This window comes from Streptomyces sp. NPDC045431, from assembly GCF_040646655.1.
GTDB lineage: Bacteria > Actinomycetota > Actinomycetes > Streptomycetales > Streptomycetaceae > Streptomyces.
Window position 1 is genome coordinate 411,667 of record NZ_JBEZAQ010000001.1, and the last position, 23,657, is coordinate 435,323.

Genomic DNA, 23,657 nt, shown 5'->3' on the forward strand with positions numbered 1-23,657 from the left:
CTTCGTCATCTCGAGGCGCCCTGACGGCGTCCCCGGACCAGGTCCATGGTGGCACTTCGTGCCGCGTGGGGGGAAGTGGGGCCCCGGCCACTCCGTCCGGCACCGGCCACTCCGCTCGGCGCCGCCCGGCGCCGTCCGGCCCCGTCTGGCTCCGACTGGCGTAAGGGGTCACGGTAGGGATGCGTGTGGTGACAAAAGGACTATTACGGTCGGAACATGCCCGTACCGGAACCCGTAGCCCCCTCAGACGCCCACGCTCCCGCCCCCGCCGTACCGGAAGCGATCCACCGCCGCCGCTGGCTCATCCTCGGCGTCCTGATGTTCAGCCTGCTCATCGTCGTGCTGGACAACTCCATCCTCAACGTCGCGGTCAGGACCATCGCCACCCCCGCGCCCGTAGGCCTCGGCGCCGCCCAGAGCGAGCTGGAGTGGGCGATCAACGCGTACACGCTCGTCTTCGCCGGCCTGCTCTTCACCGCCGGGCTCCTCGGCGACCGGCTCGGCCGCAAGAAGGTCCTGCTCGTCGGCCTGGTCGTCTTCGGTACGGGCTCGGCGCTCGCCGCGCTGTCCGACGCGCCGGGCGAGCTGATCGCCCACCGGGCGCTCATGGGGGTGGGCGGCGCGCTGGTGATGCCCGCCACCCTCGCCATCCTGATGAACGTCTTCGAGCGCGACGAGCAGCCGAAGGCCATCGGCATCTGGGCCGGCAGCGTCGGTCTCGGCATCGCCATCGGCCCGGTCACCGGCGGGCTGCTCCTGGAGCACTTCTGGTGGGGCTCGATCTTCCTGGTCAACGTCCCCGTCGTGCTCGTCGCGCTGGTCGCCATGGTCCTGCTGGTGCCGGACTCCAAGGACCCGCGTCCCGGCCGGCTCGACCCGCTGGGCGTGGCCCTCTCCATCGTCGGCCTCGTCCTGCTGGTGTACGGGATCATCCGGGGCGGCGAGCTCGCCGACTTCACCGCTCCCTCCTCCCTGCTGCCGCTGCTCGGCGGGCTCGCGGTGCTGGCCGGTTTCGTCCTGCACGAGAAGCGCACCGACCACCCGGCCATCGACATGGCGCACTTCCGCAAACCCGCCTTCTCCGGCGCCGTCGCCGCCATCTCGCTGGTGTTCTTCGCGCTCATGGGCGTGACCTTCGTCGCCGCCTTCTACCTGCAGAGCCTGCGCGGCTACAGCGCCCTCCAGGCCGGGCTGCTCCTGCTGCCGCTGGCCGTGGCGCAGCTGCTCTTCGCGCCCCGGGCGCGGCTGGCGGTGGCGCGCTTCGGGGCCCGGGCCGTGTGCACGGCGGGCATGCTCGTGATCGCCGGGTGCCTCGCCTCCTTCGCCTTCTACGACGCCACCACGCCCGTCTGGGTCCTGGAGCTGGTGCTGTTCGCGCAGGGCGCCGGGATGGCGCACGTCATGCCGCCGGTGACGGTCACCGTGATGCAGTCGCTGCCGAGGACCCGGGCCGGTTCCGGTTCGGCGATCAGCAACACCTTCCGGCAGGTCGGCGGGGCGCTCGGGGTCGCGGTCCTCGGCTCGGTGCTGTCGACCGCGTACCGCGACGGCGTCGAGGGGCACCTGGACGCGGTTCCGCCGGGCGCGGCCCGCGAGGCGGCGGGGGAGTCCATCGAGTCCACCCTCGCCGCCGCCGACCGCCTCGGCGCGGCCGGGCGGGAGCTGGCCCCGGCCGCGTACGACGCCTTCCTCGCCGCCATGCACCTCACGGCCGTGGTGTCGATGGGCGCCGCGCTGGTGGGCGCGGCGGTGGTGTCCACGGTGCTGCCCGCCCGCAGGCCGCCGCACGGCCCCGGCCACGGCGCCGGGCCCGCGCCGCAGGCCCCGCACGGGGACGCGCGGGAGGAACCGGTACGCGGCTGAGCGTGGGGCTCCCCACGGCACTGCGTCGCCACCGGCCGCACAACGGTCGCAAATATGCGCGTTCTGTCACAGCTGCCGCCTCGACCGCAACCTCCGGAACCCGGCCGCGCCGCAATCTCGTCCTCGGGACAGTACGGCCGTCACCCGATCCCCTAGGGTCGGGGTTCCGGGGGACGGTGAGCACGACAAGCAAGGCAGTGAGGACGACGGAATGGCGCAGGTGGACGTGACGGAGACGGGGAGCGGCGGCGGCGCGGAGCGCGAGCGCACCGGATCCCGGGTCCGGTCGGTGGCCGACCGCTTGCGCCGCGATCCGGGGATCTGGCGCCGGGGCGTCCTCCTCGCCCTCTGCGCGGTGCTCCTCGCACTGCTGATGATCTTCCACGCCGAGATCCCGAACCGCGTCGGCAACATCGGCAGCCTCACCGAGACGTTCCTGCCCTGGTTCGGCGTCTTCCTGCCGGTCCTCCTCGTCGCCGCGCTGCTGCGCCGCTCGGCGACCGCGCTGATCGCCCTGGTGCTGCCCGTCGCCGTCTGGCTCAACTTCTTCGGCGGCCTCGCCACCGACAAGTCCGGCCCCGGCGGCGACCTCATGGTCGTCTCGCACAACGTCAACGCCGACAACCCCGACCCCGAGGGCACCGCCCGCAGCGTCGCCGCCTCCGGCGCGGACGTCGTGGCCCTGGAGGAACTCAAGCCGGCCATGGTCCCGGTGTACGAGAAGGCGCTCGCCGACCGGTACCCGTACCACTCCGTCCAGGGCACGGTCGGCCTGTGGAGCACGTACCCGCTGGCCGACGTCGCCCCGGTCGACATCCGGCTGGGCTGGACGCGCGCCATGCGCGCCACCGTCTCCGCGCCCATGGGCGACTTCGCCGTGTACGTCGCCCACCTGCCGTCGGTGCGGGTCAAGCTCAACGCCGGCTTCACCGCCAACCAGCGCGACAACAGCGCCGACGCGCTGGGCGAGGCCATCGCCCGCGAGCGGCTCGACAAGGTGATCCTGCTCGGCGACCTCAACGGCACCATGAACGACCGCTCGCTCAACGCCGTCACCTCGCAGCTGCGCTCCACGCAGGGCGCGGCGGGCGACGGCATGGGCTTCAGCTGGCCGGCCGCCTTCCCGATGGCGCGGATCGACCAGATCCTGGTGCGGGGCGTCGAGCCGGTCGCCTCCTGGACGCTCCCGGCGACCGACAGCGACCACCTGCCGATCGCCGCCCGCGTCACGCTCTGAGTCCCGCGCGGTCCCGAGCGCCCCGCGACGCCGGGGCGCCCCGGGCCCGCCCGTCCGCTACGCCGTCGTCTCGCGCCAGCGGTTGGTGATCGGCAGGCGCCGGTCCTTGCCGAAGCCCTTGGCCGAGATCTTGGTGCCCGGCGGGTACTGGCGCCGCTTGTACTCGGCGACGTCCACCAGCCGCAGCGTCCGCGTCACCAGCTCCTCGTCGAAACCGGCCGCGACGATGGCGTCCTTGCCCCGGTCGCGGTCGACGTACAGCTCCAGGATCCGGTCCAGCACGTCGTAGTCGGGCAGGGAGTCCGTGTCGACCTGGCCGGGGCGCAGCTCGGCGCTCGGGGGCTTGGTGAGGGAGTTCTCCGGGATCGGCGGCGTCTGCCCGCGCTCCTCCGCCGCCCGGTTGCGCCAGCGCGCCAGCCGGAAGACCGCCGTCTTGTACACGTCCTTGATCGGCCCGTACGCGCCGACCGAGTCGCCGTACAGCGTCGAGTACCCGACCGCCAGCTCGGACTTGTTGCCGGGCGCCAGCACGATGTGGCCCTCCTGGTTGGAGAGCGCCATCAGCAGCGTGCCGCGCAGCCGCGACTGGAGGTTCTCCTCCGCGAGGCCCGTCAGCCCCAGGGACCCCATGTACGCGTCGAACATCGGCTCGATCGGCACGGTGCGGAAGTTCAGCCCGGTGCGGCGGGCCAGCTCGGCCGCGTCGTCCTTGGAGTGCTCGGAGCTGTACTTGGACGGCATCGACACGCCGTACACGTTCGGCGCGCCCAGCGCGTCGCACGCGATCGCCGCGACGAGCGCGGAGTCGATGCCGCCGGACAGGCCGACCAGCACGGAGCGGAAACCGTTCTTCGCGGCGTACGCCCGCAGGCCCACGACCAGCGCGGTGTACACCTCCTCGTCGTCGTCGAGGCGCTCCGCGTACCCGCCCGTCAGCTCCGGCTCGTACGCCGGCAGCGGCTCCTCCGACAGCACCACCCGGTCGATGCGCAGCCCGTCGTCGACCACGCCCTCCGGCGCGTCCGCGGCGGCGGCCGGCAGGTCCAGGTCCAGGATCACGCTGCCCTCGGCGAACTGCGGCGCCCGCGCGACGACCTCGCCGTCCCGGTCCACGACGATCGAGTCGCCGTCGAAGACGAGCTCGTCCTGGCCGCCGATCATCGCCAGGTACGCCAGCGTGCAGCCGGCCTCCTGGGCGCGCTTGCGCACGAGGTCCAGCCGGACGTCGTCCTTGTTCTGCTCGTACGGCGAGGCGTTGATCGAGATCAGCAGCCCCGCGTGCGCGCTGCGGGCGGCCGGGACGCGCCCGCCGTCCTGCCACAGGTCCTCGCAGATCGCCAGCGCGACGTCCACGCCGTGGACGCGCACGACCGGCATGGTGTCGCCCGGCACGAAGTACCGGAACTCGTCGAAGACGCCGTAGTTGGGCAGGTGGTGCTTGGCGAACGACAGCACGACCTCACCGCCGTACAGCACGGCCCCGGCGTTCTGCGGCGCCCCGGCCGGCTGGCCGTACCGGGGCTGGGCCTTCTCCGCCCGGTCCAGGTACCCGACGACGACCGGCAGCTCCCCGAACTCTTCGTCGGCCAGCCGCCGGGCGAGCGCCCGCAGCGCGCCGCGGGAGGCCTCCACGAAGGACGACCGCAGGGCGAGGTCCTCGACGGGGTAGCCGGTCAGCACCATCTCCGGGAACGCGACGAGGTGCGCCCCCTGCTCGGCGGCGTGCCGGGTCCAGTGGACGACGGCCTCGGCGTTGGCCGTGAGATCGCCGACCGTCGAGTCGATCTGATTGAGGGCGAGGCGTAGTTGAGGCACGCGACCAGTCTAATCGTCAAAGCGACGCAATGTCCTGTGCCGACCCGCCCGCGTCCGCCCGGACACGGCGGAGGGGCACGGCCGGCCGGCCGTGCCCCTCCTGTGCGTGCGTGCGCGTGCTACGGCGCGTAGACCCGCTCCGCGAACTCGGCCACCTGGCGGTCCGACAGGTGCCGGGCGAGGTCGGCCTCGCTGATCATGCCGACCAGGCGCTTGTTCTCGATGACCGGAAGCCGACGGATCTGGTGGTCCTTCATCATCGTGAGGACCTCGCTCACGTCCGCGTTGGCGTCGATCCAGCGCGGCGTGCCCTTCGCCATGTCGCCCGCCGTCACCCGTGCCGGGTCGCGGCCCTCGGCCACACAGCCGACGACGATGTCGCGGTCGGTGAGGATGCCGCAGAGGCGCTCGTTCTCGTCCGCGATGGGCAGCGCGCCCACGTTCTCGTCGCGCATCAGCTGCGCGGCGCGGTCGAGGGTCTCGTGCTGGGGAAGCCAACGTGCGCCGGGGTGCATGATGTCCTTGGCGGTGGTCATGGGGTGCGTACCTCCGTAATGCAGGGTCATAAGGCCGTACGTCCCCGAGCGCTTCCCATTCTCGTCCGGCCCCCGTGCCCCCGCGACCGCTGTGGGCCGTCACGGGGGCACGGGGGCGCCGCCGACGAGGGTCAGCCGCGCGGCTTCGCCCCGCGCTTCGCCAGCATGTCGGTCATCAGCCGGACCTCCGACTCCTGCGCGTCGACCATGCCCTGGGCCAGCCGCTGCTCGACCCCCACCTCGCACTTGTCGACGCATCCCTGCGCCATGTGCACACCGCCCTTGTGGTGGTCGATCATCAGCTGGAGGTACAGGACCTCCGCCTCCTTGCCGCTCGCGGCCCGCAGCCGGTCGAGCTCCGCCTTGGTCGCCATGCCGGGCATGAGCCCCTGGGCACCGGGGGAGGAGCCGTGGACCGAACCGTGCGACGAGCCGTGGGACGGGCTGTGCGACGAACCGTGGGACGGCGTGCCCATCCAGGCCATCGGCTCCTGGTCCATGGCCACCTTCGGCAGCTCCCACAGGTCGAGCCAGCCCATCATCATGCCGCGCTGGTTGGCCTGGGTGTTGGCGATGTCGTACGCCAGGCGGCGCACCTCCTCGTCCGCCGTGCGGTCCCGCACGATGAACGACATCTCCACCGCCTGCTGGTGGTGGTCCGACATGTCCCGCGCGAACCCGGCGTCCGCCGAGTCCGCCGCCGGGGTCCGGGCCTCCTCCTCGCCGCCCTTGCCGCCCGCCGTGGCGACCGTCGCCACCCCGGCGAAGAGCAGCGCGAGCACGATCGCCACGGCGGCGGCCAGGTGCGTACGGGTCAGCCTCACTGCGCGCCCACTCCGCCCGTGCACGCGGCGCCCGGCTCGGGGGTCTGCGGGCCCTTCACGTACTTCGTGAGGAACTGGTCCACGCGCGGGTCATCGGCCCCGTCCACGGTGACCTGCTTGCCCCAGGCGCTCAGCATGATCGCCCCGGCCTGGTCCTTGACCGGGCTCATCAGCGTGTAGGGGGTCTTGCCGACCTTCTCCTCCAGCTTCTTCACGTCGGCGGCGGGCGCCTTGTCGTTGTACGTCACCCACACCGCGCCGTGCTCCAGCGAGTGGACGGCGTTCTCGTTGCGGACCGGCTTCTTGTAGACGTCGCCGTCGCAGTTCTGCCACACCGGGTGGTGGTCGCCGCCGACCGGCGGCTTCATCGGGTACGAGACCGGCGTGGTGGGGTGGTTGCGGCCGAGCTTCTTCGCGTCCCAGGACTTCTCGTCCTTGATGGGCGCCTTGGCCACGGCCTCCTCCTGCCGCTTCTGCTCCTTCTCCTCGTTGAGCACGTACACGCCGAAGCCGACGAGGCCCGCGACCACCACCGTGCTCAGGGTGATGGTGAGGATGCGGTTGCGGCGCTCGCGCGCCTTCTCGGCACGGCGCATCTCCTCTATTCGGGCGCGGCGGTCGGCGCTGGAGGTGTTGCGGTTGGCAGCCATGATGTCGATGTCCTTCGTGAGGGGTGTGATCGGTGATCGCTGATGGGTATGCGGGTCCCGCGGACGCGGCTTAGGTCCGCAGCACCTGAAGGACATGGAGATCCGGGGCACGCGCCCGCACTCCGATCCGCTCCGGCCGGTCGACGGCGTACGCCTGGGTGAGCCACGCGAGCCCGTCGGGCTGCCGCGGCGGATCGAGCGGCGGGGCGGTGAGGACGGCGGGGGTGAGGTGGGGGAAGAGGGCGCAGTCGCCGTGGTCGTACGGGCAGGTGTACTCGGTGGCGACGGCGGCGAGCGTGATCCGGCGGGGCTCGTCCTGCCCGGCCCCGGGGCGGTCGCCCCCGCCCAGACAGACGAAGAGCGCGGCGAGCAGCGTCACCACGGCGCTCACCAGCACCATGGGACGCGCGACGCGTATGAGCCCCAGGCCCCCCATGGGCGCTGATGTTAACGGCCGTACGCCTACGGGGCCACGGCCGCCGTCCCGCTCGCGTCCGGCGCGCTCAGCGCCAGCAGCGCCACGTCGTCGGCGATGACGCCCGCGTACGCGGACAGGTCCCGCCACACCTCGCGCACCAGCTCCACCGGCGGGCCCACGTGGCGCGGGACGCGCGAGACCAGCGGGTAGAAGGCCCCCGTCGCGTCGCGCGCCTCCGTCACGCCGTCGGTGTGCGCGAGGAGGACGTCCGTCGGACGCAGCGCCACGGTCGCCACGGGCGGCGGCCGGTACTCCGCGAGCCCCAGGCCCAGCGGCGACCCCGGCTCCACGGCCACCTCCCGCGCCCCCTCGCCGCTCACCAGCAGCGGCGCCGGGTGCCCGCAGCTGAGCACCCGTACGACCCCCGCCGCCCCGTCCGCCCCAGGGGGCGCGAACTCCAGCAGTACGGCGGTGGCGAAGACCTCCGCCTCCGCGCCCTCGCGCCCCGCCGCGTCGACCACCAGCCGCCGGTCCAGCCGGGTCGCCACCCCGCCGAGCTCCGGTTCGTCGAGCACCGCCTCCCGGAAGGTGCCGAGCAGCGCCGCCACCGTCGCGACGGCCGCGAGCCCGTGCCCCTGGACGTCGGCGACGACGGCCCGCACGCCGTACGGCCCGTCCTGGACGTCGTACAGGTCGCCGCCGACGAGCGTGCCGCGCTCGGCGGCCCGGTACAGCGCCCCGCACCGCACCGGTCCGACGCGCTCCGGCAGCGGGGGCAGCACCGCGAGCTGCGCGGCCTCCGCGACCGTCCGGACCGAGACCAGCTGGGCGTCCCGGCGCGCCCGCAGCCACGCCAGGAGCACGCTGACCGCGCCGATGAGCGAGAACGCCAGCAGGTCCCCCTGGGTGACGTCGTCGGCCCGGATGGCGGGCATGAGCAGCAGCCCGAAGAGCGTGCCGGAGACCAGGGCCGTGCCGAGCATCCCGTACACCAGTGACGTCAGCGGCGGCACGACGGCGAACGCGAAGCCGAGCTGGACGGTGGCGGGGGTGGTCAGCTGGACGACCACCAGGAGGAGCAGCGCCAGCCACGGCAGCAGCCGCAGCCAGTCCGGCACGCGGGTGCCGGGCAGCTCCTGTGCGCCACGGTCCATAAGGCCCAGTCTGCGAGGCCACCGTTACGTACGCCACAGCCCGGCAGGCAGTATGGGTTCGCAACGTGCACGAAACCGTGTGGTGGCATGCTGGCCTGATCAGCGAGGATGGGTGTTGGAAATGGACAAGCAGCAGGAATTTGTGCTCCGCACGCTCGAGGAGCGCGACATCCGGTTCGTGCGCCTGTGGTTCACGGACGTGCTGGGCTTCCTGAAGTCGGTCGCCGTCGCCCCCGCCGAACTCGAACAGGCCTTCGATGAGGGGATCGGCTTCGACGGCTCGGCCATCGAGGGCTTCGCCCGGGTGTACGAGTCCGACATGATCGCCAAGCCGGACCCGGGCACGTTCCAGATCATCCCGTGGCGCGCCGAGGCGCCCGGCACCGCCCGGATGTTCTGCGACATCCTCATGCCCGACGGCTCGCCCTCCTTCGCCGACCCCCGCTACGTCCTCAAGCGCATCCTCGCCAAGACGTCCGACCTCGGGTTCACCTTCTACACCCACCCCGAGATCGAGTTCTTCCTGCTGAAGGACAAGCCGCTGGACGGCAGCAAGCCGGTCCCCGCCGACAACTCCGGCTACTTCGACCACACCCCGCAGAACGTCGGCATGGACTTCCGCCGCCAGGCGATCACCATGCTCGAATCGATGGGCATCTCCGTCGAGTTCAGCCACCACGAGGGCGCCCCGGGCCAGCAGGAGATCGACCTGCGGTACGCGGACGCGCTGTCGACCGCCGACAACATCATGACGTTCCGCCTGGTCATGAAGCAGGTCGCGCTGGAGCAGGGCGTCCAGGCCACCTTCATGCCGAAGCCGTTCTCCGAATACCCCGGCTCTGGCATGCACACCCACCTCTCCCTCTTCGAGGGCGACCGCAACGCCTTCTACGAGTCCGGCGCCGAGTACCAGCTCTCCAAGGTGGGACGTTCCTTCATCGCGGGCCTGCTGCGCCACGCGGCGGAGATCTCGGCCGTCACCAACCAGTGGGTCAACTCCTACAAGCGCATCTGGGGCGGCTCGGCCCGCACCGCCGGCTCCGGCGGCGAGGCCCCCTCCTACATCTGCTGGGGCCACAACAACCGCTCCGCCCTGATCCGCGTCCCCATGTACAAGCCCGGCAAGACCGGCTCCTCCCGCGTCGAGGTCCGCTCCGTCGACTCCGGCGCCAACCCCTACCTGGCGTACGCGGTCCTCCTCGCGGCCGGCCTCAAGGGCATCGAGGAGAACTACGAACTCGGCCCCGGCGCCGACGACGACGTCTGGGCCCTCTCCGACGCCGAACGCCGCGCGATGGGCATCGAGCCGCTCCCGCAGAACCTCGGCGAGGCGATCTCCCTGATGGAGCGCAGCGAACTGGTCGCCGAGACGCTCGGCGAGCACGTCTTCGACTTCTTCCTCCGCAACAAGAAGCAGGAGTGGGAGGAGTACCGCAGCGAGGTCACGGCCTTCGAACTGCGGAAGAACCTGCCCGTGCTGTAAGCGCAGGTCACCCGCGGTAGCGAGCGGTAACGACAACTCGGGCCAGTGGCACTCAGCCACTGGCCCGAAGCCGTCTCGACGGGTCTTGCCGCTGCCCGGACTCGCGATCAGCCGCTGCATGGGCCCTACTCCACAGGGTGCGTTTCTTGCCAGGTGTGCTGTTCGGCGTGGCCGGCGAACAGGCAGCAGCCCTCCCGGTCGGGGTCCGGTCCGACCGCCGGGCAGTCCGGCAGTACGACCAGTTCCACGTCGGCCTCGTCCCAGCGGAGCCAGAGCGCGGTGCCGTACTCGAGGTCGTCGAGAAGGCCGTAGTGCTCACCGGCTTCATGTGCGGGTAGCTGCATTGCAGGGCACGGTCGAGGCATTCTGCGGTCGACTTCGCCTGTGCTTCCCGCGCGAGGTCCAGTGGCAGCCGACGCCACTGCGCGCAACGCATCACGACATCGCCCGGAGAGCGTCGATGGCGCTCTGCGGCGCGCATCTGCGGCAGGTGCACGGCGGAAAGCTGCGGCCGTCCGGGATCATCGGCTTCTTCCCCACGCGCACCTCCGTCAAGGGGCTCCATGTGCGGCCGGAGTCGCGTGACACCCGCAGTGTCATCCGTACGTCGGTCGTGCCGGTCATGTCCACGGGAATCTGACGCACAGAGATCACTCCTCTAGAAGTGCTGAGCTCCTTCACTAATGTACATGAGTGACATGCAGAAGAGTGCAGCACTCCTATACATGAGTCAACCCGCCGCGAAGAAGAAATCGCGGCGGGCTGCGAGGCGTTGAACGGGCGTTAGTCGGTGGCCGGGATCCGGTACTGGAAGACGAACTGGTCAGCGGCCATGAGCGTGTCGCAGACCTCCACCACACGACCCGCGGTCGTGACCGCGTCGCGGACCAGGTGGACGACGGGGGCACCAGGGCTCAACGCCAGCTCCGAGGCTTCGGCCTTGGCCGCCGACCGGGCCGTGAGCGTCTCGACGAACTCGGCGAAGGTGTGGCCGTGGTCTTCGAGCCGGGCGTAGATGCCGCCGGGACCGGGGTTCTCGGCGAACAACTCGGGGATGTCCTTCACGACGTCCCATGGGAGGTACGACGAGGCGGTCTCGACCGGGGTGCCGTTGCGGAAGTAGAGGCGCCGCCGCGCGAGGACCTGAGTGCCGGCCGCAACGCCGAGTCGCTCGGCGATGTCCTCGGGGGCCTCCATGGGACCGATGTAGAGGACGCTCACCTTGGCGGTCGCCCCGGCCTGCTCGGACTCGGCGAGGTACGCGGCCTTGCCGCCCCGTCGATGGGAGGCCCGGAAGCGATCCGAAGACCGTAGACGTACGGGCGGCCGGTCCTTGACGATCGAGCCCTTGCCGTGACGTGTCTCGACGAGCCCACTGGCCCGGACCTCCACCATGGCCTTGCGGATCGTTCCGCCGGAGACGCCGTAGCGGTCCACCAGCTCGGACTCGCTCGGCACCATGTCACCAGGCTTCAGGACGCCTGCCCGGATCTGCTGAACGATCTCGTCAGCGATCTGTAGGTATCGGGGTACGGCCTTGCCACCTCCTACTGCTGTTCCCATAGTCCTTCTCTTCCTCCTATGCTCCTGTACATGAGTACGGGTTCCCAGCAGGACAAGTCAACGCCGCTGCACTCCGTGTCCGTCGCGGGGGCGGTGGTCCGTGAGGACGGACGACTGCTGGCGATCCGGCGCGCGGACAACGGGACTTGGGAGCTGCCGGGCGGAGTGCTGGAGCTGGCGGAGTCGCCGGAGGAAGGCGTCGCCCGCGAGGTCTGGGAAGAGACCGGCATCCGCGTCGAGGTCGACGAGCTGACCGGCGTCTACAAGAACACGGCTCGGGGCATCGTCGCCCTGGTGTTCCGCTGCAAGCCCTCTGGGGGCTCGGAACGCACGTCGGCAGAGGCGCTGGCAGTCGACTGGCTCACGCCCGCAGAAGTCGCCGAGCGGATGTCCGAGGTCTACGCGGTCCGGCTGCTGGACGCCCTGGACGGGGAAGGCCCGCACGTCCGCAGCCACGACGGACGCCACCTGCTCCAAGCGCGGTAGAACTTTCCCTACTTCATCAAGGCCCGCGCACGGCGCGGGCGCGCGCCGCCTCTGCGGCGCGGCTTCCTCCTGTCTTCGCCCCGGCTGGCCGCGCCCGGCGGCGCGCTGCGTGCATGCGGGCGAAGGCGAGAAACCCCTCTGTGGCTGGGGCGGTCGGCTCCACGGCTTTAGGCAGCCACTTTGGGGCGAGCCTCCAAGATCATGGCCCCAACGTCGTGCTTTACGGGCAGGTCCACTGACTGCCCGACTCGCCATCAGCTTACGGGGCCATGATCACTCGCCCCAAAGCAGCTCCAGCCCAAAGCCACTCCGCGACCGCGTTTTACGAAACCCGGAGTGATCTGTCACGCGCCTCGCTAACCTTTCGTAGCATGACTAACGCACAGCCCGTTGGGTTCTGGAGCTACACCCATCGCGATGATCATTTGGACGGCGGCCGCATCGTGCGACTGTCCGAACGCATCGCCAATGCGTTCGAGATCATTACAGGCGAACCCCTCGAAATCTTCCTCGACAAGAAAGCAATCGAGTGGGGCGACGCCTGGAGAATGCGGCTGGACTCCGCACTCACCGGCACTACCTTCCTCATCCCGATCGTGACACCCAAGTTCCTGATGAGCCAGGAATGTAGGCGCGAAGTCATCACATTCGCGGGGCACGCTGCCAGCCTCGGCCTGGACGAGCTTCTGCTGCCCATCCACTACGTCAATGTTCCTCAACTGACGCAAGATGCCGAGGAGCACCCAGCCGACGAGGTTGTGGAGCTGATCTCAAGGCGGCAGTGGGTGGATTGGCGCGAACTCCGCCTGGAGGACGAAGATTCTCCGGCGTATCGAAAAGCCGTCCATGATCTTGCTCGGCGACTTGCAGACATCATCAACACAGCACCTCCCGCCCTACCCATCGAGCTTGCTCCACTGAATCAGGCCGAGGAAGAACCGCCCGGATTCATTGAGATCATGGCGGAAATGGAGGAGGCCCTCCCCGCCTGGTACGAAACCGTCCAACAGTTCTCGGAGAGCATCGCCAGCATCGGCGAAGAGTCGAGCTGGGCGGCAGCGGAATTCGCAGCATCCGACGCTAGAGGTGGTGGATTCGCCGGTCGCATGCGCGTAACGGAGGAACTAGCCACGCGACTTGCCGAGCCAGTGGAGAAGGTCGATGCCCTCGGGTCGAAATATTGGAGCGAGCTGGCGGCTATCGACCCCGGAGTGATTGGCATCATCCGGCGCGCATCGGAGGAAGATATTTCTCCCGAAGATCGGGAGGCTGCTCGCGTATTCTTCAAGGAGATCAAGGAATTGGCGGGCATCACCGCTACAACAACCAGTCAGCTCCAGGAATTCTCGAACAGCATCGAAGGCGCCACACAAGGAAGCCGCCGACTCCGGCCGCAATTCAGGAGCATTCAGGCCGCAGTTCAGAAAGTCATTGACAGCCAGACAATCATCAACGAGTGGAGTCGCATGGCCGATGATGTCGATCTTGGTGGCGATGACCATCAGTAGCAGGACGTGACACAGGGCGGGCACGCCACGTGTTGAGATCCCCAACTGGCCAGTCCTCAAGGATCCATAGATGGAACTCCTAGGGCGGTGCTCACGCAAGAGCGCCCTCCCGGGCCGTCCTCGGGCCGTGGAAGGGCGCTCAATGGTGACCAACGTCGACAACTGCCGACAGCTCGGCAGCAGGTCAGAACGTTGATCGATTAGACGGCCGCAGGTCGCGGTCGACGGTCGTCAGTTGTGGCTGTACAGCAGCGCAGTACCGCAACCCCACTAACCGACCCCGTCTACCAACGGCTCTCCGTGGTCTCGGCGCGGCCGGTATGACCGTCGCTGACCCATCCGGCTAGAGCTACGGATCAGAAGGTCGCAGGTTCGAATTCTGCCGAGCGCCTACAGACCAGGGGTCCTGGAGAGACCAGGATCTCTACCGTTTCAGGGGTTAGGGCTCCCGGTCAAAGTCGCTGCGCCGACCGCTATGTAGCGGTGTGGCACGCACCAGGTCAGAGGTCAGCCGGTTGGGTCGCAGGTCGCTTCGGCGGGTCGTCAGTTCCTCCGCAACAAGAAGCAGGATGGGGAGGAGTACCGCTCCGAGGTGACGGCCTTCGAGCTGCGGAGGAACCTGCCGGTGCTGTAGGCACAGGTCAGGCGCAGTGCCCCGCAGCAACGGCAATCCGGGTCAGCGGCACTCAGCCGCTGACCCGGAGCTGTCTCAACGGCCCTGGGCCGCCTGTGGGCCGTCCGGCGTGGAATCGACGGCTCTGCGGCCTGCTCGTGCGTACGGCCTGCTGCTCGCGCAGCTGCGCCAGCCGCGCCACGAGCAGGTGGTGGTCTCGTAGGCGTGGCCGGTCTCTTTGATCCTGCAGCCGTGACCGGCTCGCCGTGCCGCTCGGGCTCCTGCGCGGTCGCCGGCACCTACCCCACCGGCCCCCCTTCGGCAGAGTGTGCCAAACCTTCAGGCTATGCATCGTTTGCTATAGGCTATAGGTAGATTGCTTCTGGCTATAGACGGGGCTGAGAGTAGGTGATGGTTGTGGTTCGCGCGGGACTGAGCCCGGAGCGGCTGACGCTCGCTGGTGCGGAACTCGCCGATGAGGCCGGTTTCGACCAGGTGACCCTGTCCGCGCTCGCCCGGCGTTTCGGCGTGAAGCAGGCGAGCCTGTACGCGCATGTGAAGAACTCCCACGACCTCAAGACCCGGATCGCGCTGTTCGCGCTGGAGGAACTCGCCGACCGGGTCGCCGACGCCGTGGCCGGGCGCGCGGGCAAGGACGCCCTGACGGCCTTCGCGAACGCCTACCGGGACTACGCCCGAGCGCACCCCGGCCGATACGAAGCGGCGCGGTACCGGCTCGACCCGCAGACCGCCGCGGCCAGCGCCGGCGTCCGGCACGCGCAGATGACTCGGGCGATCCTGCGCGGCTACGAGCTGGATGAGCCGGACCAGACGCACGCGGTCCGCATGCTGGGCAGCGTCTTCCACGGCTATGCCTCCCTGGAGGCAGCCGGCGGCTTCGACCACACCGAGATCTCCGCGCAGCAGTCCTGGGCCTGGACCTTGGACCGCCTCGACGCCGCATTGCGGAGCCGGTCCACCACCTGACCGGTCGCGTCACCCGCGACAGCTTCTCCACGCCGACTCACCCGACACCCCGCCCCAGGCTTGAGGCAATGAGCACCGAACAGCACCTGATCACCACCCCCGTCACCGCCGACTTCCTGCACGGACACCTCGACGTGGAGGAGACCGCCCACGGCCTGCTGCCGCACCGGCTGCCCGCCTGGGCGCGCCGCCAGATCCCCGACGCCCTGCTGGCCGTGGCCGAGGCTCAACCCTCCGGTGTCCGGCTGGCCTTCCGTACGAGCGCCACCACCATCCGCCTGGACACCCTGCCGACCAAACGCGTCTACCGGGGCTACCCGCCCCCGCCGGACGGCGTCTACGACCTCCTGGTCGACGGCCGCCTCACCGCCCAGGCCACCGTGGACGGCGGGAACCTGCGCACCATCACCGACATGCGGACCCAGACCGCGGAGTTCACCCCGGGCCCCGCCGGCACCGCCCACTTCACCGACCTCCCCTCCGGCGAGAAGGACATCGAGATCTGGCTCCCGCACACGGAGATCACCGAGGTCATCGCCCTGCGCACCGACGCCCCCGTCGAGCCGGCCCAGAAGAGCGGTCGCCGGGTGTGGCTGCATCACGGCAGCTCCATCAGCCACGGATCCAACGCCGTCTTCCCCAGCACCATCTGGCCCGCGCTGGCCGCCTCCGCAGGCGATGTGGAGCTGATCAACCTCGGATTCGGCGGCAGTGCACTGGTCGACCCGTTCACCGCCCGCGCGATACGCGACACCCATGCCGACCTGATCAGCCTCAAGTTCGGCATCAACGTCGTCAACAGCGACGCCATGCGCCTGCGCGCCTTCGCCCCCGCCGTCCACGGCTTCCTCGACACCATCCGCGAGGGCCACCCCACGATCCCCTTGCTCCTGGTCTCCCCTGTCCTGTGTCCGACCCACGAGAACACCCCCGGACCTCTCATGCCGGACCTCTCCAGTGGAACCCTGAAGTTCAAGGCCACCGGTGATCCGGCCGAGACCGCCGCCGGACGGCTGACGCTCACGATCGTCCGCGACGTCCTGGCCGACATCGTCAAGCAGCGGTCCGCCGAGGACCCCCACCTGCACTACCTCGACGGACTCGACCTCTACGGCGCGAGCGACCACGACGAGTTCCCCCTGCCGGACGGGCTCCACCCCGGCCCCGAAGGACACCGCCGCATCGGCGAGAACTTCGCCAGGCTCGTCTTCGCGAACAACGGGCCCTTCGCCCTCACGACTGGCTGACCCGGATACCCGTGGCCGGCGGGGAGAGCGTGATGGCCGGCTCCCCGTACCGGGCGCCTGACGTCGGGCGCTCACGCGCGCCAACCCGCCGGTGCCGTAAGCGAAAACCCGGTGCGCGCGCACGCCCGGCTTGGCTAGCGTGCGCGCCCATGACCTCTTCTCCTGTACGTCCCGTACGGCCCCCCTTCGACGCCGACGAGCGGACCCAGCTCGTCGGGTGGCTCGACACGCAGCGCGCCATCGTCCGCTGGAAGTGCGAGGGTCTCGCCGAGGCGGACGCGCACCGGGCCGTGCTGCCGCATTCGCCGCTCATGACCGTGGCCGGTGTCGTGTCGCACCTGCGGTGGGTGGAACACGCCTGGTTCAAGGTGCTGTTCCTCGGCGAACCGGCCGACGGGAACCCGCAGTTCGACGAGAGCGAAGAGGACCTCGACATGAAGGTCGAGGGCGTGCCGCTCGCGCGGCTCCTGGAGGAGTACGAGCGGCAGTGCGAGGTCTCCAACGAGATCGTGGCGGCCCACGCCCTGGAGGAGACGGGACGCCACTCCCGGTCCGGGCGGGCGAGCCTGCGGTGGATGCTCATCCACATGGTGGAGGAGACCGCACGGCACGCCGGGCACCTGGACGCGATGCGGGAGTTGCTGGACGGGCAGAAGGGCTACTACTGACCCCGGCGCGCGGAACTAGCGCTCCGACAGCTCCGACGGGGCCTCCTGGACCGTCCAGCCGTTGCCGTCCGGGTCCTTGAAGAACATGAAGGCGTTCCAGGTCTCGCCCTTGCCCTCCGTCCACCCCTCCGGGCCCAGGTGCTGGACCGGGCTCACCTCCACTCCGCGCGAGACCAGCTCCGCGCGGGCCGCGTCGATGTCCGTGACGCACAGCTGGAGGCCCTGGAGGGACCCCGGGGCCATGGCCCGCTCACCCGGCGCGAGGGGCATGCCGCTCTGGAGCGTGATCGAGCAGCGGGAGCCGGGAGGCGTCACCTGGATGATGCGGACCCCCGGGGCCACCTCCGAGTCCAGGTCCACCTTGAAGCCGCACTTCGTGCCGTAGAAGTCCTTGGCCCGGTCCAGGTCGGTGACCGGGACGAGGACGACTTCGAGGGTCCAGTTCATGCACCGGGACCGTACTGGCCGCCGTCGGCCCGGGCAAGGACCCGGGCCTCACCGCTCCCAGGGCGTCCAGCGCAGCCGGCCGTCCAGACCGAGGGCCGCGAAGCCGTACGGGGACGCCGCAGGGGCGCCCGCGAAGAGACCGGAGCCGGGCGCGGGACGGCCCGCCGCGTCGAGCGGGGCCGTCCACAGCGCGCCGCCGCGCCCGCGCAGGGCCAGCCCGTCGCCGGACGCCGCCACCGCGCCGTAGCCGCCGCGGCCCCCGGCCCCGGCGCCGAGCACCGTCACGTCGCCGCCCGCCGCGACGCGGGCCGAGCGCACCGCGCCCGAGTCCGGCTCGCGGAACCAGAGCCGTACGCCGTCGGCACCGTCCGGCGTGGCGCTCAGCGCCACCGTGGTCGGCGGCAGCCCGGTCGCCGCCGGGCCCGTCACCGGGGCGCCGGGGGCCGCCTGCGTCCAGGTCAGGACCGTCGTGGCCGTACCCGCGAAGACGTAGCCGCGGCCCGTCGCGTCGTGCACCGCCACCGGGTTGCCGTGCACGCCCTTCCCGCCCGCGGAACGCCACGGCGTCCACCCGTCCGGCCGCTGCGACGTCACGCTCAGGCCGTGGCCCGCGTCCCGTACGTACACCGCCGCCCGGCCTTCCCGGTCCACCAGCACCGCCGGGACGCTGATGTCCGACGTGCCCGCGGCGTCGTCCGGGTCCGGCGTACCCAGGGAACGCCACGGCCCGAAGGCGCCGCCCGGTGCCGTCTGCACGGCGGTCACCACGTCACGGCGGTACGCCTCCGGGCGCTCGCCGCCCAGGTCCGTACGCGTGCCGAACACCGCGATCCGCCCGTCCGGGAGCCGGACGGACGTCACGCCGCCGTCCAGCCCCGCGCCCGCGTGGAGCACCGGGCCCGTCCACTCCGCCGTGGCCGTCCGGTGCCAGACCGCGAGACGGCCGTCGAGGACGCCGAACGCGTACAGCTCACCGGGCCGGGGCCCCTGCTGTACCCACGTCGTCGACTCCGAGCGCGTGTAGCGGATCGACTGCGCCCAGCCGTGTCCGGCCGGCCGCGCGGCCACCTTGCGGTCGCCGCAGCCGGCCGGGTCCTCGCAGTAGTCGGTGTGGTCCGTCCACGCGTACGTCCTCAGCGAGCGCAGCTTCGCCTCGGTCGTCGCCGGGTCGAGCGCGTGCGGCAGGCCGCCGGTCGAGTACCCCAGGTAGTTCTGCACGGCGAACGGCGGGTGGCCCGGGGAGTCCGCGTACCGGGCCAGGGCCGCCTGCGCGAAACGCGCGCCGTACATGTGGTCCTGGTGGTCCGAGAGCTTGCCCGTCCGGTCGTTGTGGCCGGGCGTCGGGTCCATCATCCGCACGAAGGTGGGGCGGAAGCGGTCGAGGAGGGCGGCGAGGGTCTCGACCGTCTCCTCCTTGCTGTACGAGAACTCCTCCCGCACCGGGGAACCGGCCGCCAGCTGCGACTCCAGCTCCTCGATCCGGCCGTCCCACAGGCCGTGCAGGCTGTGCGGGCGGTCGCCGGTGATGCTGCCCGCCTCGCGCAGCTGGAGCCAGACGAGGCTGACGTGCGGCTTGGCGCGCAGCGTGTCCAGCTCCGCGAGGCCGCCGCCGGCCGTGCGTATGGAGGTGCGGTCCCACGGGCTCGTGCGGTTGCCGGTCGCCATCTCGGCGTACGCGGCGCGGATGCCGTTCTGGCGCGCCTCGGCGTACGCCGCCTTGTCCGCGGGCGGGCGCGGGTCCTGGTGGCGGGCGTTGCGGCCGTCCGACTCGCCGGCCGTGAGGTAGACGGACGTCAGGCTCCGGCCGGTGGCGAGGGAGTGGCCGGTGTCCGGGTTCATGAAGAACAGGTCGTCGTCCGGGTGGGCCATGATCTGCACCACCGACTCCCCGGCCGTCCGCACCGGCTTCACCGCGTGCGCCTCCGGCACACCCCGGCTCGGCCAGTCGGACGCGCCCGAGGACCCGGCGGTGAACGCGAGCGTTCCGCCGGTGATGGCGGCGAGCACGGCGACGGGCGCGGCGAGGAACAGACGGCGGCGGGCGGGGCGACCGGCGGGGCGGCGGGGCATGGGCGAGGGCTTCCGTTACGCGGAGGATGGGGCGAACCGGTGGAGAAGAGCGCGTTTGCCGTGATCGGGTTCATTGGGGCCGGTGTGCGGTCGGTCACGTGGCCGCCGACCGGAAGCCAGGTGCGTTCATGTCCCCGCCAGCCCGGGCCGATAGGCTCGGCGGCGACCCTTACTCGCGGTGGAGGGAGACCCATGACGGCGCCGGGGCGCAGGAGCAGTACCTTCACGCGGCTGCTGCGGCACGGGTTCACCGACCCCTCCGCCGCCGGGCGGCTGCTGGAGCTGCCGGTGCTCGCGGCCGTGTGCGAGAACCCGGTGCTCCTGGACGCGCTGGGCGCCACCGCCGATCCCGACCTCGCGCTGCGCGGGCTCGTACGGCTCGCCGAGGCGCAGGAGGACGGGCAACTGCTGGCGACGCTGGTCGGGGCCAAGCCGCTGCGGGACCGGCTGCTCGGGGTGCTGGGGGCGTCCGAGGCGCTCGGCGACCACCTGGCGCGGCACCCGCAGGACTGGCGGGCGCTCGTCACGTACGAGGCGGCCGACCTGCACCCCGGGGTCGCGGAGTTCGAGCGCGGGCTCGCCGGGGCCGACGACCCCGTGGCGCTGCGGGTGGCCTACCGCAGGTGCCTGCTGGCCATCGCCGCGCGCGACGTGTGCGGCACCATCGACGTGGCCGAGACCGCCGCCGAGCTCGCCGACCTCGCCACGGCCACCCTGCGCCGGGCGCTCGCCATCGCCGAGGCCGCCGCGCCCGAGGACGCCGCCGCGTGCCGGCTCGCCGTCATCGCGATGGGCAAGTGCGGCGGGAACGAGCTCAACTACGTCTCCGACGTCGACGTGATCTTCGTCGGGGAGACGGCGGACGGCGGCGACGAGGGCAAGGCCCTCCAGGCCGCCACGCGGCTCGCCTCGCACCTCATGCGCATCTGCTCCGAGACGACCGTCGAGGGCGCCATCTGGCCGGTGGACGCCAACCTCCGGCCCGAGGGGCGCAACGGCCCGCTGGTGCGGACCCTGTCGAGCCACCTCGCGTACTACCAGCGCTGGGCGAAGACCTGGGAGTTCCAGGCCCTGCTCAAGGCGCGCCCGGTGGCGGGCGACGCCGAGCTGGGGGAGGCGTACATCGACGCCGTCTCGCCGCTGGTGTGGCAGGCCGCCGAGCGGGAGAACTTCGTCGCCGACGTCCAGAAGATGCGGCGCCGCGTGGTCGACAACATCCCGGTCGCCCAGGTCGACCGGGAACTGAAGCTCGGCCCCGGCGGCCTGCGGGACGTCGAGTTCGCGGTGCAGCTGCTGCAGCTGGTGCACGGGCGCAGCGACGCCACGCTGCGCAGCGGTACGACCCTGGAGGCCCTGAAGGCGCTGGCGGCCGGCGGGTACGTCGGACGGGTGGACGCGGCGCAGATGGACGAGGCGTACCGCTTCCTGCGCGCCATGGAGCACCGCATCCAGCTGTACCGGCTGCGCCGGACCCATCTGGTGCCGGAGGGCGAGGAGGACCAGCGGCGGCTCGGGCGGTCGATGGGGATGCGGACCGACCCGGTGGCGGAGCTGAACCGGGAGTGGAAGCGGCACGCCGCCGTGGTGCGGCGGCTGCACGAGAAGCTGTTCTACCGGCCGCTGCTGGACGCCGTCGCCCAGCTCGCGCCCGGTGAGACGCGGCTGAGCGCCAAGGCGGCCGGGCAGCGGCTGGAGGCGCTCGGGTACGCCGATCCCGTCGCGGCCCTGCGCCACCTGGAGGCGCTGTCGTCCGGGGTCACCCGGAAGGCGGCGATCCAGCGGACGCTGCTGCCCGTGCTGCTGGGGTGGTTCGCGGACTCGGCGGACCCGGACGCGGGGCTGCTCGGCTTCCGCAAGGTGTCCGACGCGCTGGGCAAGACACCGTGGTACCTGCGGCTGCTGCGCGACGAGGGCGCGGCGGCGGAGAACCTCGCGCGGGTGCTGTCGGCGGGGCGGCTGGCGCCCGACCTGCTGCTGCGGGCCCCGGAGGCGGTGGCCATCCTGGGCGCGCCGGAGGGGCTGAAGCCGCGCCGCCGCGATCACCTGGAGCCGGAGATCCTCGCGGCGGTGGGCCGCGCCGACACCGCCGAGCAGGCCGTCGCCGTGGCCCGTGGCGTACGGCGCCGGGAGCTGTTCCGTACCGCCGCCGCCGACATCGTCGACTCGTACGGCACGGAGGACCGGCCCGCCGAGGTCGATCCGGGGGTGCTGGTCGACCGGGTCGGCGACGCGGTCACCGACCTGAACGCCGCGACCCTCGCCGGGGCCCTGCGCGCCGCCGTGCGCGAGCAGTGGGGCGAGACCCTGCCGACGAAGTTCGCCGTCATCGGCATGGGCCGCTTCGGCGGGCACGAGCTGGGGTACGGCTCCGACGCCGACGTGCTGTTCGTGCACGAGCCGCGCGAGGGCGTCGACGAGCAGGAGGCGGCCCGCGCGGCGAACGCCGTGGTCGCGGAGATGCGGCGGCTGCTCCAGCTGCCGACCGCCGACCCGCCGCTGCTGATCGACGCCGACCTGCGCCCCGAGGGCAAGAGCGGCCCGCTGGTGCGCACGCTCAAGTCGTACGAGGCGTACTACCGCCGCTGGTCGCTCGGCTGGGAGAGCCAGGCGCTGCTGCGGGCGGAGCCGATGGCGGGCGACCCGGAGCTCGGCCGCCGGTTCATCGAGCTGGTCGACCCGCTGCGCTACCCGGCGGGCGGGCTGGACGAGGGCGCCGTGCGCGAGATCCGCCGGCTCAAGGCGCGGATGGAGACCGAGCGGCTACCGCGCGGCGCCGACCCCACCCTCCACACCAAGCTGGGGCGCGGCGGCCTGTCCGACGTGGAGTGGACCGTGCAGCTGCTCCAGATGCGGCACGCGCGCGAGGTGCCCGCCCTGCGCACCACCCGCACGCGGCAGGCGCTGGCCGCCGCGCGCGAGGCGGGCCTCCTCGACGAGCACGACGCCCGGACGCTGGACGAGGCATGGGTGCTCGCCACCCGGGTCCGCAACGGCGTGATGCTGGTCCGCGGCCGGGCCGGCGACACCTTCCCCTCGGACGGGCGCGAACTGGCGGCCGTCGCCCGCTACCTCGGGTACGGCCCCGGGCACGTCGGCGAGATGGTCGAGGACTACCGCCGTACGACGCGCCGCGCGCGGGCCGTGGTGGAGGAGCTGTTCTACGGAGCCGCCTGAGCCCGCGGCGCCGAAGCCAGCGGTTCCGCGGCTTGGGGGGCCGCGGCCTGGGGGACCGCGCCACCGGTCACGGCCACGTACCGGGGCAGGCGGTGCGGCACGCTGCCGTACCAGACGGACGCGAGCGCGTACCCGAAGGCGAGGCAGATCAGGCCGCCGACCGCGTCCAGCCAGAAGTGGTTGGCGGTGGCGACGATGACCACCAGCGTGGCGACGGGGTAGAGGAAGCCGAGGATCCGCGCCCAGGGCGCCCGGGCCAGGGCGTAGATGGTCAGCCCGCACCAGAGCGACCAGCCGATGTGCATCGACGGCATCGCGGCGTACTGGTTCGACATCTGCTTCAGGTCGCCGGAGGCCATCGACCCCCAGGTCTGGTGCACCAGGACCGTGTCGATGAACCTCTCGCTGGTCATCAGCCGCGGCGGCGCCAGCGGATACAGGTAGTAGCCGAGCAGGGCGACACCGGTGGTGGAGAACAGCACCAGGCGGGTGGCGGCGTACCGCCCCGGGTGCCAGCGGTAGAGCCAGACCAGGACGCCGATCGTCACGATGAAGTGGAGCGTGGCGTAGTAGTAGTTCATGCCCACGATGAGCCACGTCACGGAGTCGACGGCGTGGTTCACGGTCTTCTCGACCGCTATGCCGAGCGCCTGCTCGGCCCGCCAGATCCAGTCGGCGTTGCGCAGCGCCTGGGCCTTCTGCTCCGGTACGGCGTTGCGGATCACCGAGTACGTGCCGTAACTGACCGCGATCAGCAGGATCTCGAACCAGATACGGGGGCGACGGGGGGCCCGCAGGCGCTCCAGGGGGGTCCGGCGCGGGGGCGCGGCCTGGGGGCGCTGCTCCTCGATGGGTGATGAGGGGGCCGTCGTGCGGCCTTCCATTGTTCTCACTGTTGTGTCACCCATGGGCCA

General features: G+C 71.4%; 21 protein-coding genes. 10 read left to right on the forward strand and 11 right to left on the reverse strand.

The features are described from left to right. Window positions 1-216 precede the first annotated feature (216 nt). Window positions 217-1,863 carry an MFS transporter gene (locus AB0A69_RS01885; RefSeq protein WP_361414262.1) on the forward strand — a complete coding sequence of 549 codons (1,647 nt, stop codon included), beginning with the start codon at window positions 217-219 and terminating at the stop codon, window positions 1,861-1,863. Window positions 1,864-2,074: 211 nt separating this feature from the next. Next, window positions 2,075-3,100 (forward strand): endonuclease/exonuclease/phosphatase family protein, encoded by a 1,026-nt coding sequence (locus AB0A69_RS01890; RefSeq protein WP_361414264.1) that lies wholly within the window; start codon window positions 2,075-2,077, stop codon window positions 3,098-3,100. Between the two features lie 57 nt (window positions 3,101-3,157). Here AB0A69_RS01890 and AB0A69_RS01895 read toward each other — a convergent pair whose 3' ends face one another. The 6 genes from AB0A69_RS01895 to AB0A69_RS01920 all read right to left on the reverse strand — a co-directional run bounded on the left by AB0A69_RS01895 (window position 3,158) and on the right by AB0A69_RS01920 (window position 8,497). After that, complete coding sequence (locus tag AB0A69_RS01895; RefSeq protein ID WP_361414266.1) at window positions 3,158-4,915, reverse strand: NAD+ synthase; 1,758 nt, start codon at window positions 4,913-4,915, stop codon at window positions 3,158-3,160. Window positions 4,916-5,034: 119 nt separating this feature from the next. Further along, window positions 5,035-5,451 carry a CBS domain-containing protein gene (locus tag AB0A69_RS01900; protein WP_361414268.1) on the reverse strand — a complete coding sequence of 139 codons (417 nt, stop codon included), beginning with the start codon at window positions 5,449-5,451 and terminating at the stop codon, window positions 5,035-5,037. Window positions 5,452-5,582: 131 nt separating this feature from the next. Then, the gene (locus tag AB0A69_RS01905; protein WP_361415151.1) at window positions 5,583-6,269 is read right to left on the reverse strand and encodes a DUF305 domain-containing protein; all 687 of its coding nucleotides are present in this window, start codon (window positions 6,267-6,269) and stop codon (window positions 5,583-5,585) included. 2 nt (window positions 6,270-6,271) lie between these two features. Further along, window positions 6,272-6,925: a DUF3105 domain-containing protein gene (locus AB0A69_RS01910; RefSeq protein WP_361414270.1), complete on the reverse strand. Its 654-nt coding sequence runs from the start codon at window positions 6,923-6,925 to the stop codon at window positions 6,272-6,274. Window positions 6,926-6,995: 70 nt separating this feature from the next. Beyond that, a complete protein-coding gene (locus AB0A69_RS01915) occupies window positions 6,996-7,361 on the reverse strand; it encodes a hypothetical protein (RefSeq protein ID WP_361414272.1) in 366 nt (121 codons plus the stop codon). 26 nt (window positions 7,362-7,387) lie between these two features. Beyond that, window positions 7,388-8,497: a PP2C family protein-serine/threonine phosphatase gene (locus AB0A69_RS01920; RefSeq protein WP_361414274.1), complete on the reverse strand. Its 1,110-nt coding sequence runs from the start codon at window positions 8,495-8,497 to the stop codon at window positions 7,388-7,390. Between the two features lie 121 nt (window positions 8,498-8,618). On the opposite strand from AB0A69_RS01920, the gene AB0A69_RS01925 reads away from it, so the two are divergent. Then, window positions 8,619-9,980 carry a glutamine synthetase family protein gene (locus tag AB0A69_RS01925; protein WP_361414276.1) on the forward strand — a complete coding sequence of 454 codons (1,362 nt, stop codon included), beginning with the start codon at window positions 8,619-8,621 and terminating at the stop codon, window positions 9,978-9,980. 125 nt (window positions 9,981-10,105) lie between these two features. Here AB0A69_RS01925 and AB0A69_RS01930 read toward each other — a convergent pair whose 3' ends face one another. Continuing rightward, a complete protein-coding gene (locus AB0A69_RS01930; RefSeq protein WP_361414278.1) occupies window positions 10,106-10,324 on the reverse strand; it encodes a hypothetical protein in 219 nt (72 codons plus the stop codon). A 116-nt stretch (window positions 10,325-10,440) separates the two neighbouring features. Between AB0A69_RS01930 and AB0A69_RS01935 the strand changes: the two genes are divergently transcribed. After that, a complete protein-coding gene (locus tag AB0A69_RS01935) occupies window positions 10,441-10,620 on the forward strand; it encodes a hypothetical protein (RefSeq protein ID WP_361414280.1) in 180 nt (59 codons plus the stop codon). Between the two features lie 143 nt (window positions 10,621-10,763). Here the strand turns inward: AB0A69_RS01935 and AB0A69_RS01940 are convergent, their stop codons facing one another. Then, window positions 10,764-11,543: a GntR family transcriptional regulator gene (locus AB0A69_RS01940; RefSeq protein ID WP_361414282.1), complete on the reverse strand. Its 780-nt coding sequence runs from the start codon at window positions 11,541-11,543 to the stop codon at window positions 10,764-10,766. A gap of 18 nt (window positions 11,544-11,561) precedes the next feature. On the opposite strand from AB0A69_RS01940, the gene AB0A69_RS01945 reads away from it, so the two are divergent. From AB0A69_RS01945 to AB0A69_RS01965, 5 genes are all read left to right on the forward strand, one after another. Further along, a complete protein-coding gene (locus AB0A69_RS01945; RefSeq protein WP_361414284.1) occupies window positions 11,562-12,029 on the forward strand; it encodes an NUDIX domain-containing protein in 468 nt (155 codons plus the stop codon). 371 nt (window positions 12,030-12,400) lie between these two features. After that, window positions 12,401-13,537, forward strand: coding sequence for a TIR domain-containing protein (locus tag AB0A69_RS01950; RefSeq protein ID WP_361414286.1), 1,137 nt, complete (start codon window positions 12,401-12,403; stop codon window positions 13,535-13,537). 1,030 nt (window positions 13,538-14,567) lie between these two features. Further along, window positions 14,568-15,137 carry a WHG domain-containing protein gene (locus AB0A69_RS01955; protein ID WP_361415153.1) on the forward strand — a complete coding sequence of 190 codons (570 nt, stop codon included), beginning with the start codon at window positions 14,568-14,570 and terminating at the stop codon, window positions 15,135-15,137. 68 nt (window positions 15,138-15,205) lie between these two features. After that, window positions 15,206-16,384: a GDSL-type esterase/lipase family protein gene (locus tag AB0A69_RS01960; protein WP_361414288.1), complete on the forward strand. Its 1,179-nt coding sequence runs from the start codon at window positions 15,206-15,208 to the stop codon at window positions 16,382-16,384. Window positions 16,385-16,533: 149 nt separating this feature from the next. Continuing rightward, window positions 16,534-17,052, forward strand: a complete 519-nt coding sequence (locus tag AB0A69_RS01965) for a DinB family protein (RefSeq protein ID WP_361414290.1) — start codon at window positions 16,534-16,536, stop codon at window positions 17,050-17,052. A 15-nt stretch (window positions 17,053-17,067) separates the two neighbouring features. Here AB0A69_RS01965 and AB0A69_RS01970 read toward each other — a convergent pair whose 3' ends face one another. Next, window positions 17,068-17,499: a VOC family protein gene (locus tag AB0A69_RS01970; RefSeq protein ID WP_361414292.1), complete on the reverse strand. Its 432-nt coding sequence runs from the start codon at window positions 17,497-17,499 to the stop codon at window positions 17,068-17,070. 48 nt (window positions 17,500-17,547) lie between these two features. Beyond that, window positions 17,548-19,569 carry a PIG-L family deacetylase gene (locus tag AB0A69_RS01975; protein WP_361414294.1) on the reverse strand — a complete coding sequence of 674 codons (2,022 nt, stop codon included), beginning with the start codon at window positions 19,567-19,569 and terminating at the stop codon, window positions 17,548-17,550. 192 nt (window positions 19,570-19,761) lie between these two features. On the opposite strand from AB0A69_RS01975, the gene AB0A69_RS01980 reads away from it, so the two are divergent. Beyond that, on the forward strand, window positions 19,762-22,743 hold the full coding sequence (locus tag AB0A69_RS01980; protein WP_361414296.1) for a bifunctional [glutamine synthetase] adenylyltransferase/[glutamine synthetase]-adenylyl-L-tyrosine phosphorylase: 2,982 nt from the start codon (window positions 19,762-19,764) through the stop codon (window positions 22,741-22,743). Here the strand turns inward: AB0A69_RS01980 and AB0A69_RS01985 are convergent. After that, the gene (locus AB0A69_RS01985; protein WP_361414298.1) at window positions 22,728-23,651 is read right to left on the reverse strand and encodes a phosphatase PAP2 family protein; all 924 of its coding nucleotides are present in this window, start codon (window positions 23,649-23,651) and stop codon (window positions 22,728-22,730) included. The genes AB0A69_RS01980 and AB0A69_RS01985 overlap by 16 nt on opposite strands. Window positions 23,652-23,657 lie beyond the last annotated feature (6 nt).

Excerpts from the sequence above, each read along its gene's own strand:
- AB0A69_RS01975 (WP_361414294.1), bottom strand. The coding sequence starts at position 19,569 with ATGCCCCGCCGCCCCGCCGGTCGCCCCGCCCGCCGCCGTCTGTTCCTC.
- AB0A69_RS01980 (WP_361414296.1), top strand. The coding sequence starts at position 19,762 with ATGACGGCGCCGGGGCGCAGGAGCAGTACCTTCACGCGGCTGCTGCGG.
- AB0A69_RS01945 (WP_361414284.1), top strand. The coding sequence starts at position 11,562 with ATGCTCCTGTACATGAGTACGGGTTCCCAGCAGGACAAGTCAACGCCG.
- AB0A69_RS01950 (WP_361414286.1), top strand. The coding sequence starts at position 12,401 with ATGACTAACGCACAGCCCGTTGGGTTCTGGAGCTACACCCATCGCGAT.
- AB0A69_RS01965 (WP_361414290.1), top strand. The coding sequence starts at position 16,534 with ATGACCTCTTCTCCTGTACGTCCCGTACGGCCCCCCTTCGACGCCGAC.
- AB0A69_RS01910 (WP_361414270.1), bottom strand. The coding sequence starts at position 6,925 with ATGGCTGCCAACCGCAACACCTCCAGCGCCGACCGCCGCGCCCGAATA.
- AB0A69_RS01960 (WP_361414288.1), top strand. The coding sequence starts at position 15,206 with ATGAGCACCGAACAGCACCTGATCACCACCCCCGTCACCGCCGACTTC.
- AB0A69_RS01930 (WP_361414278.1), bottom strand. The coding sequence starts at position 10,324 with ATGCAGCTACCCGCACATGAAGCCGGTGAGCACTACGGCCTTCTCGAC.
- AB0A69_RS01920 (WP_361414274.1), bottom strand. The coding sequence starts at position 8,497 with ATGGACCGTGGCGCACAGGAGCTGCCCGGCACCCGCGTGCCGGACTGG.
- AB0A69_RS01970 (WP_361414292.1), bottom strand. The coding sequence starts at position 17,499 with ATGAACTGGACCCTCGAAGTCGTCCTCGTCCCGGTCACCGACCTGGAC.
- AB0A69_RS01925 (WP_361414276.1), top strand. The coding sequence starts at position 8,619 with ATGGACAAGCAGCAGGAATTTGTGCTCCGCACGCTCGAGGAGCGCGAC.
- AB0A69_RS01900 (WP_361414268.1), bottom strand. The coding sequence starts at position 5,451 with ATGACCACCGCCAAGGACATCATGCACCCCGGCGCACGTTGGCTTCCC.
- AB0A69_RS01985 (WP_361414298.1), bottom strand. The coding sequence starts at position 23,651 with ATGGGTGACACAACAGTGAGAACAATGGAAGGCCGCACGACGGCCCCC.
- AB0A69_RS01940 (WP_361414282.1), bottom strand. The coding sequence starts at position 11,543 with ATGGGAACAGCAGTAGGAGGTGGCAAGGCCGTACCCCGATACCTACAG.
- AB0A69_RS01915 (WP_361414272.1), bottom strand. The coding sequence starts at position 7,361 with ATGGGGGGCCTGGGGCTCATACGCGTCGCGCGTCCCATGGTGCTGGTG.
- AB0A69_RS01935 (WP_361414280.1), top strand. The coding sequence starts at position 10,441 with ATGGCGCTCTGCGGCGCGCATCTGCGGCAGGTGCACGGCGGAAAGCTG.
- AB0A69_RS01890 (WP_361414264.1), top strand. The coding sequence starts at position 2,075 with ATGGCGCAGGTGGACGTGACGGAGACGGGGAGCGGCGGCGGCGCGGAG.
- AB0A69_RS01885 (WP_361414262.1), top strand. The coding sequence starts at position 217 with ATGCCCGTACCGGAACCCGTAGCCCCCTCAGACGCCCACGCTCCCGCC.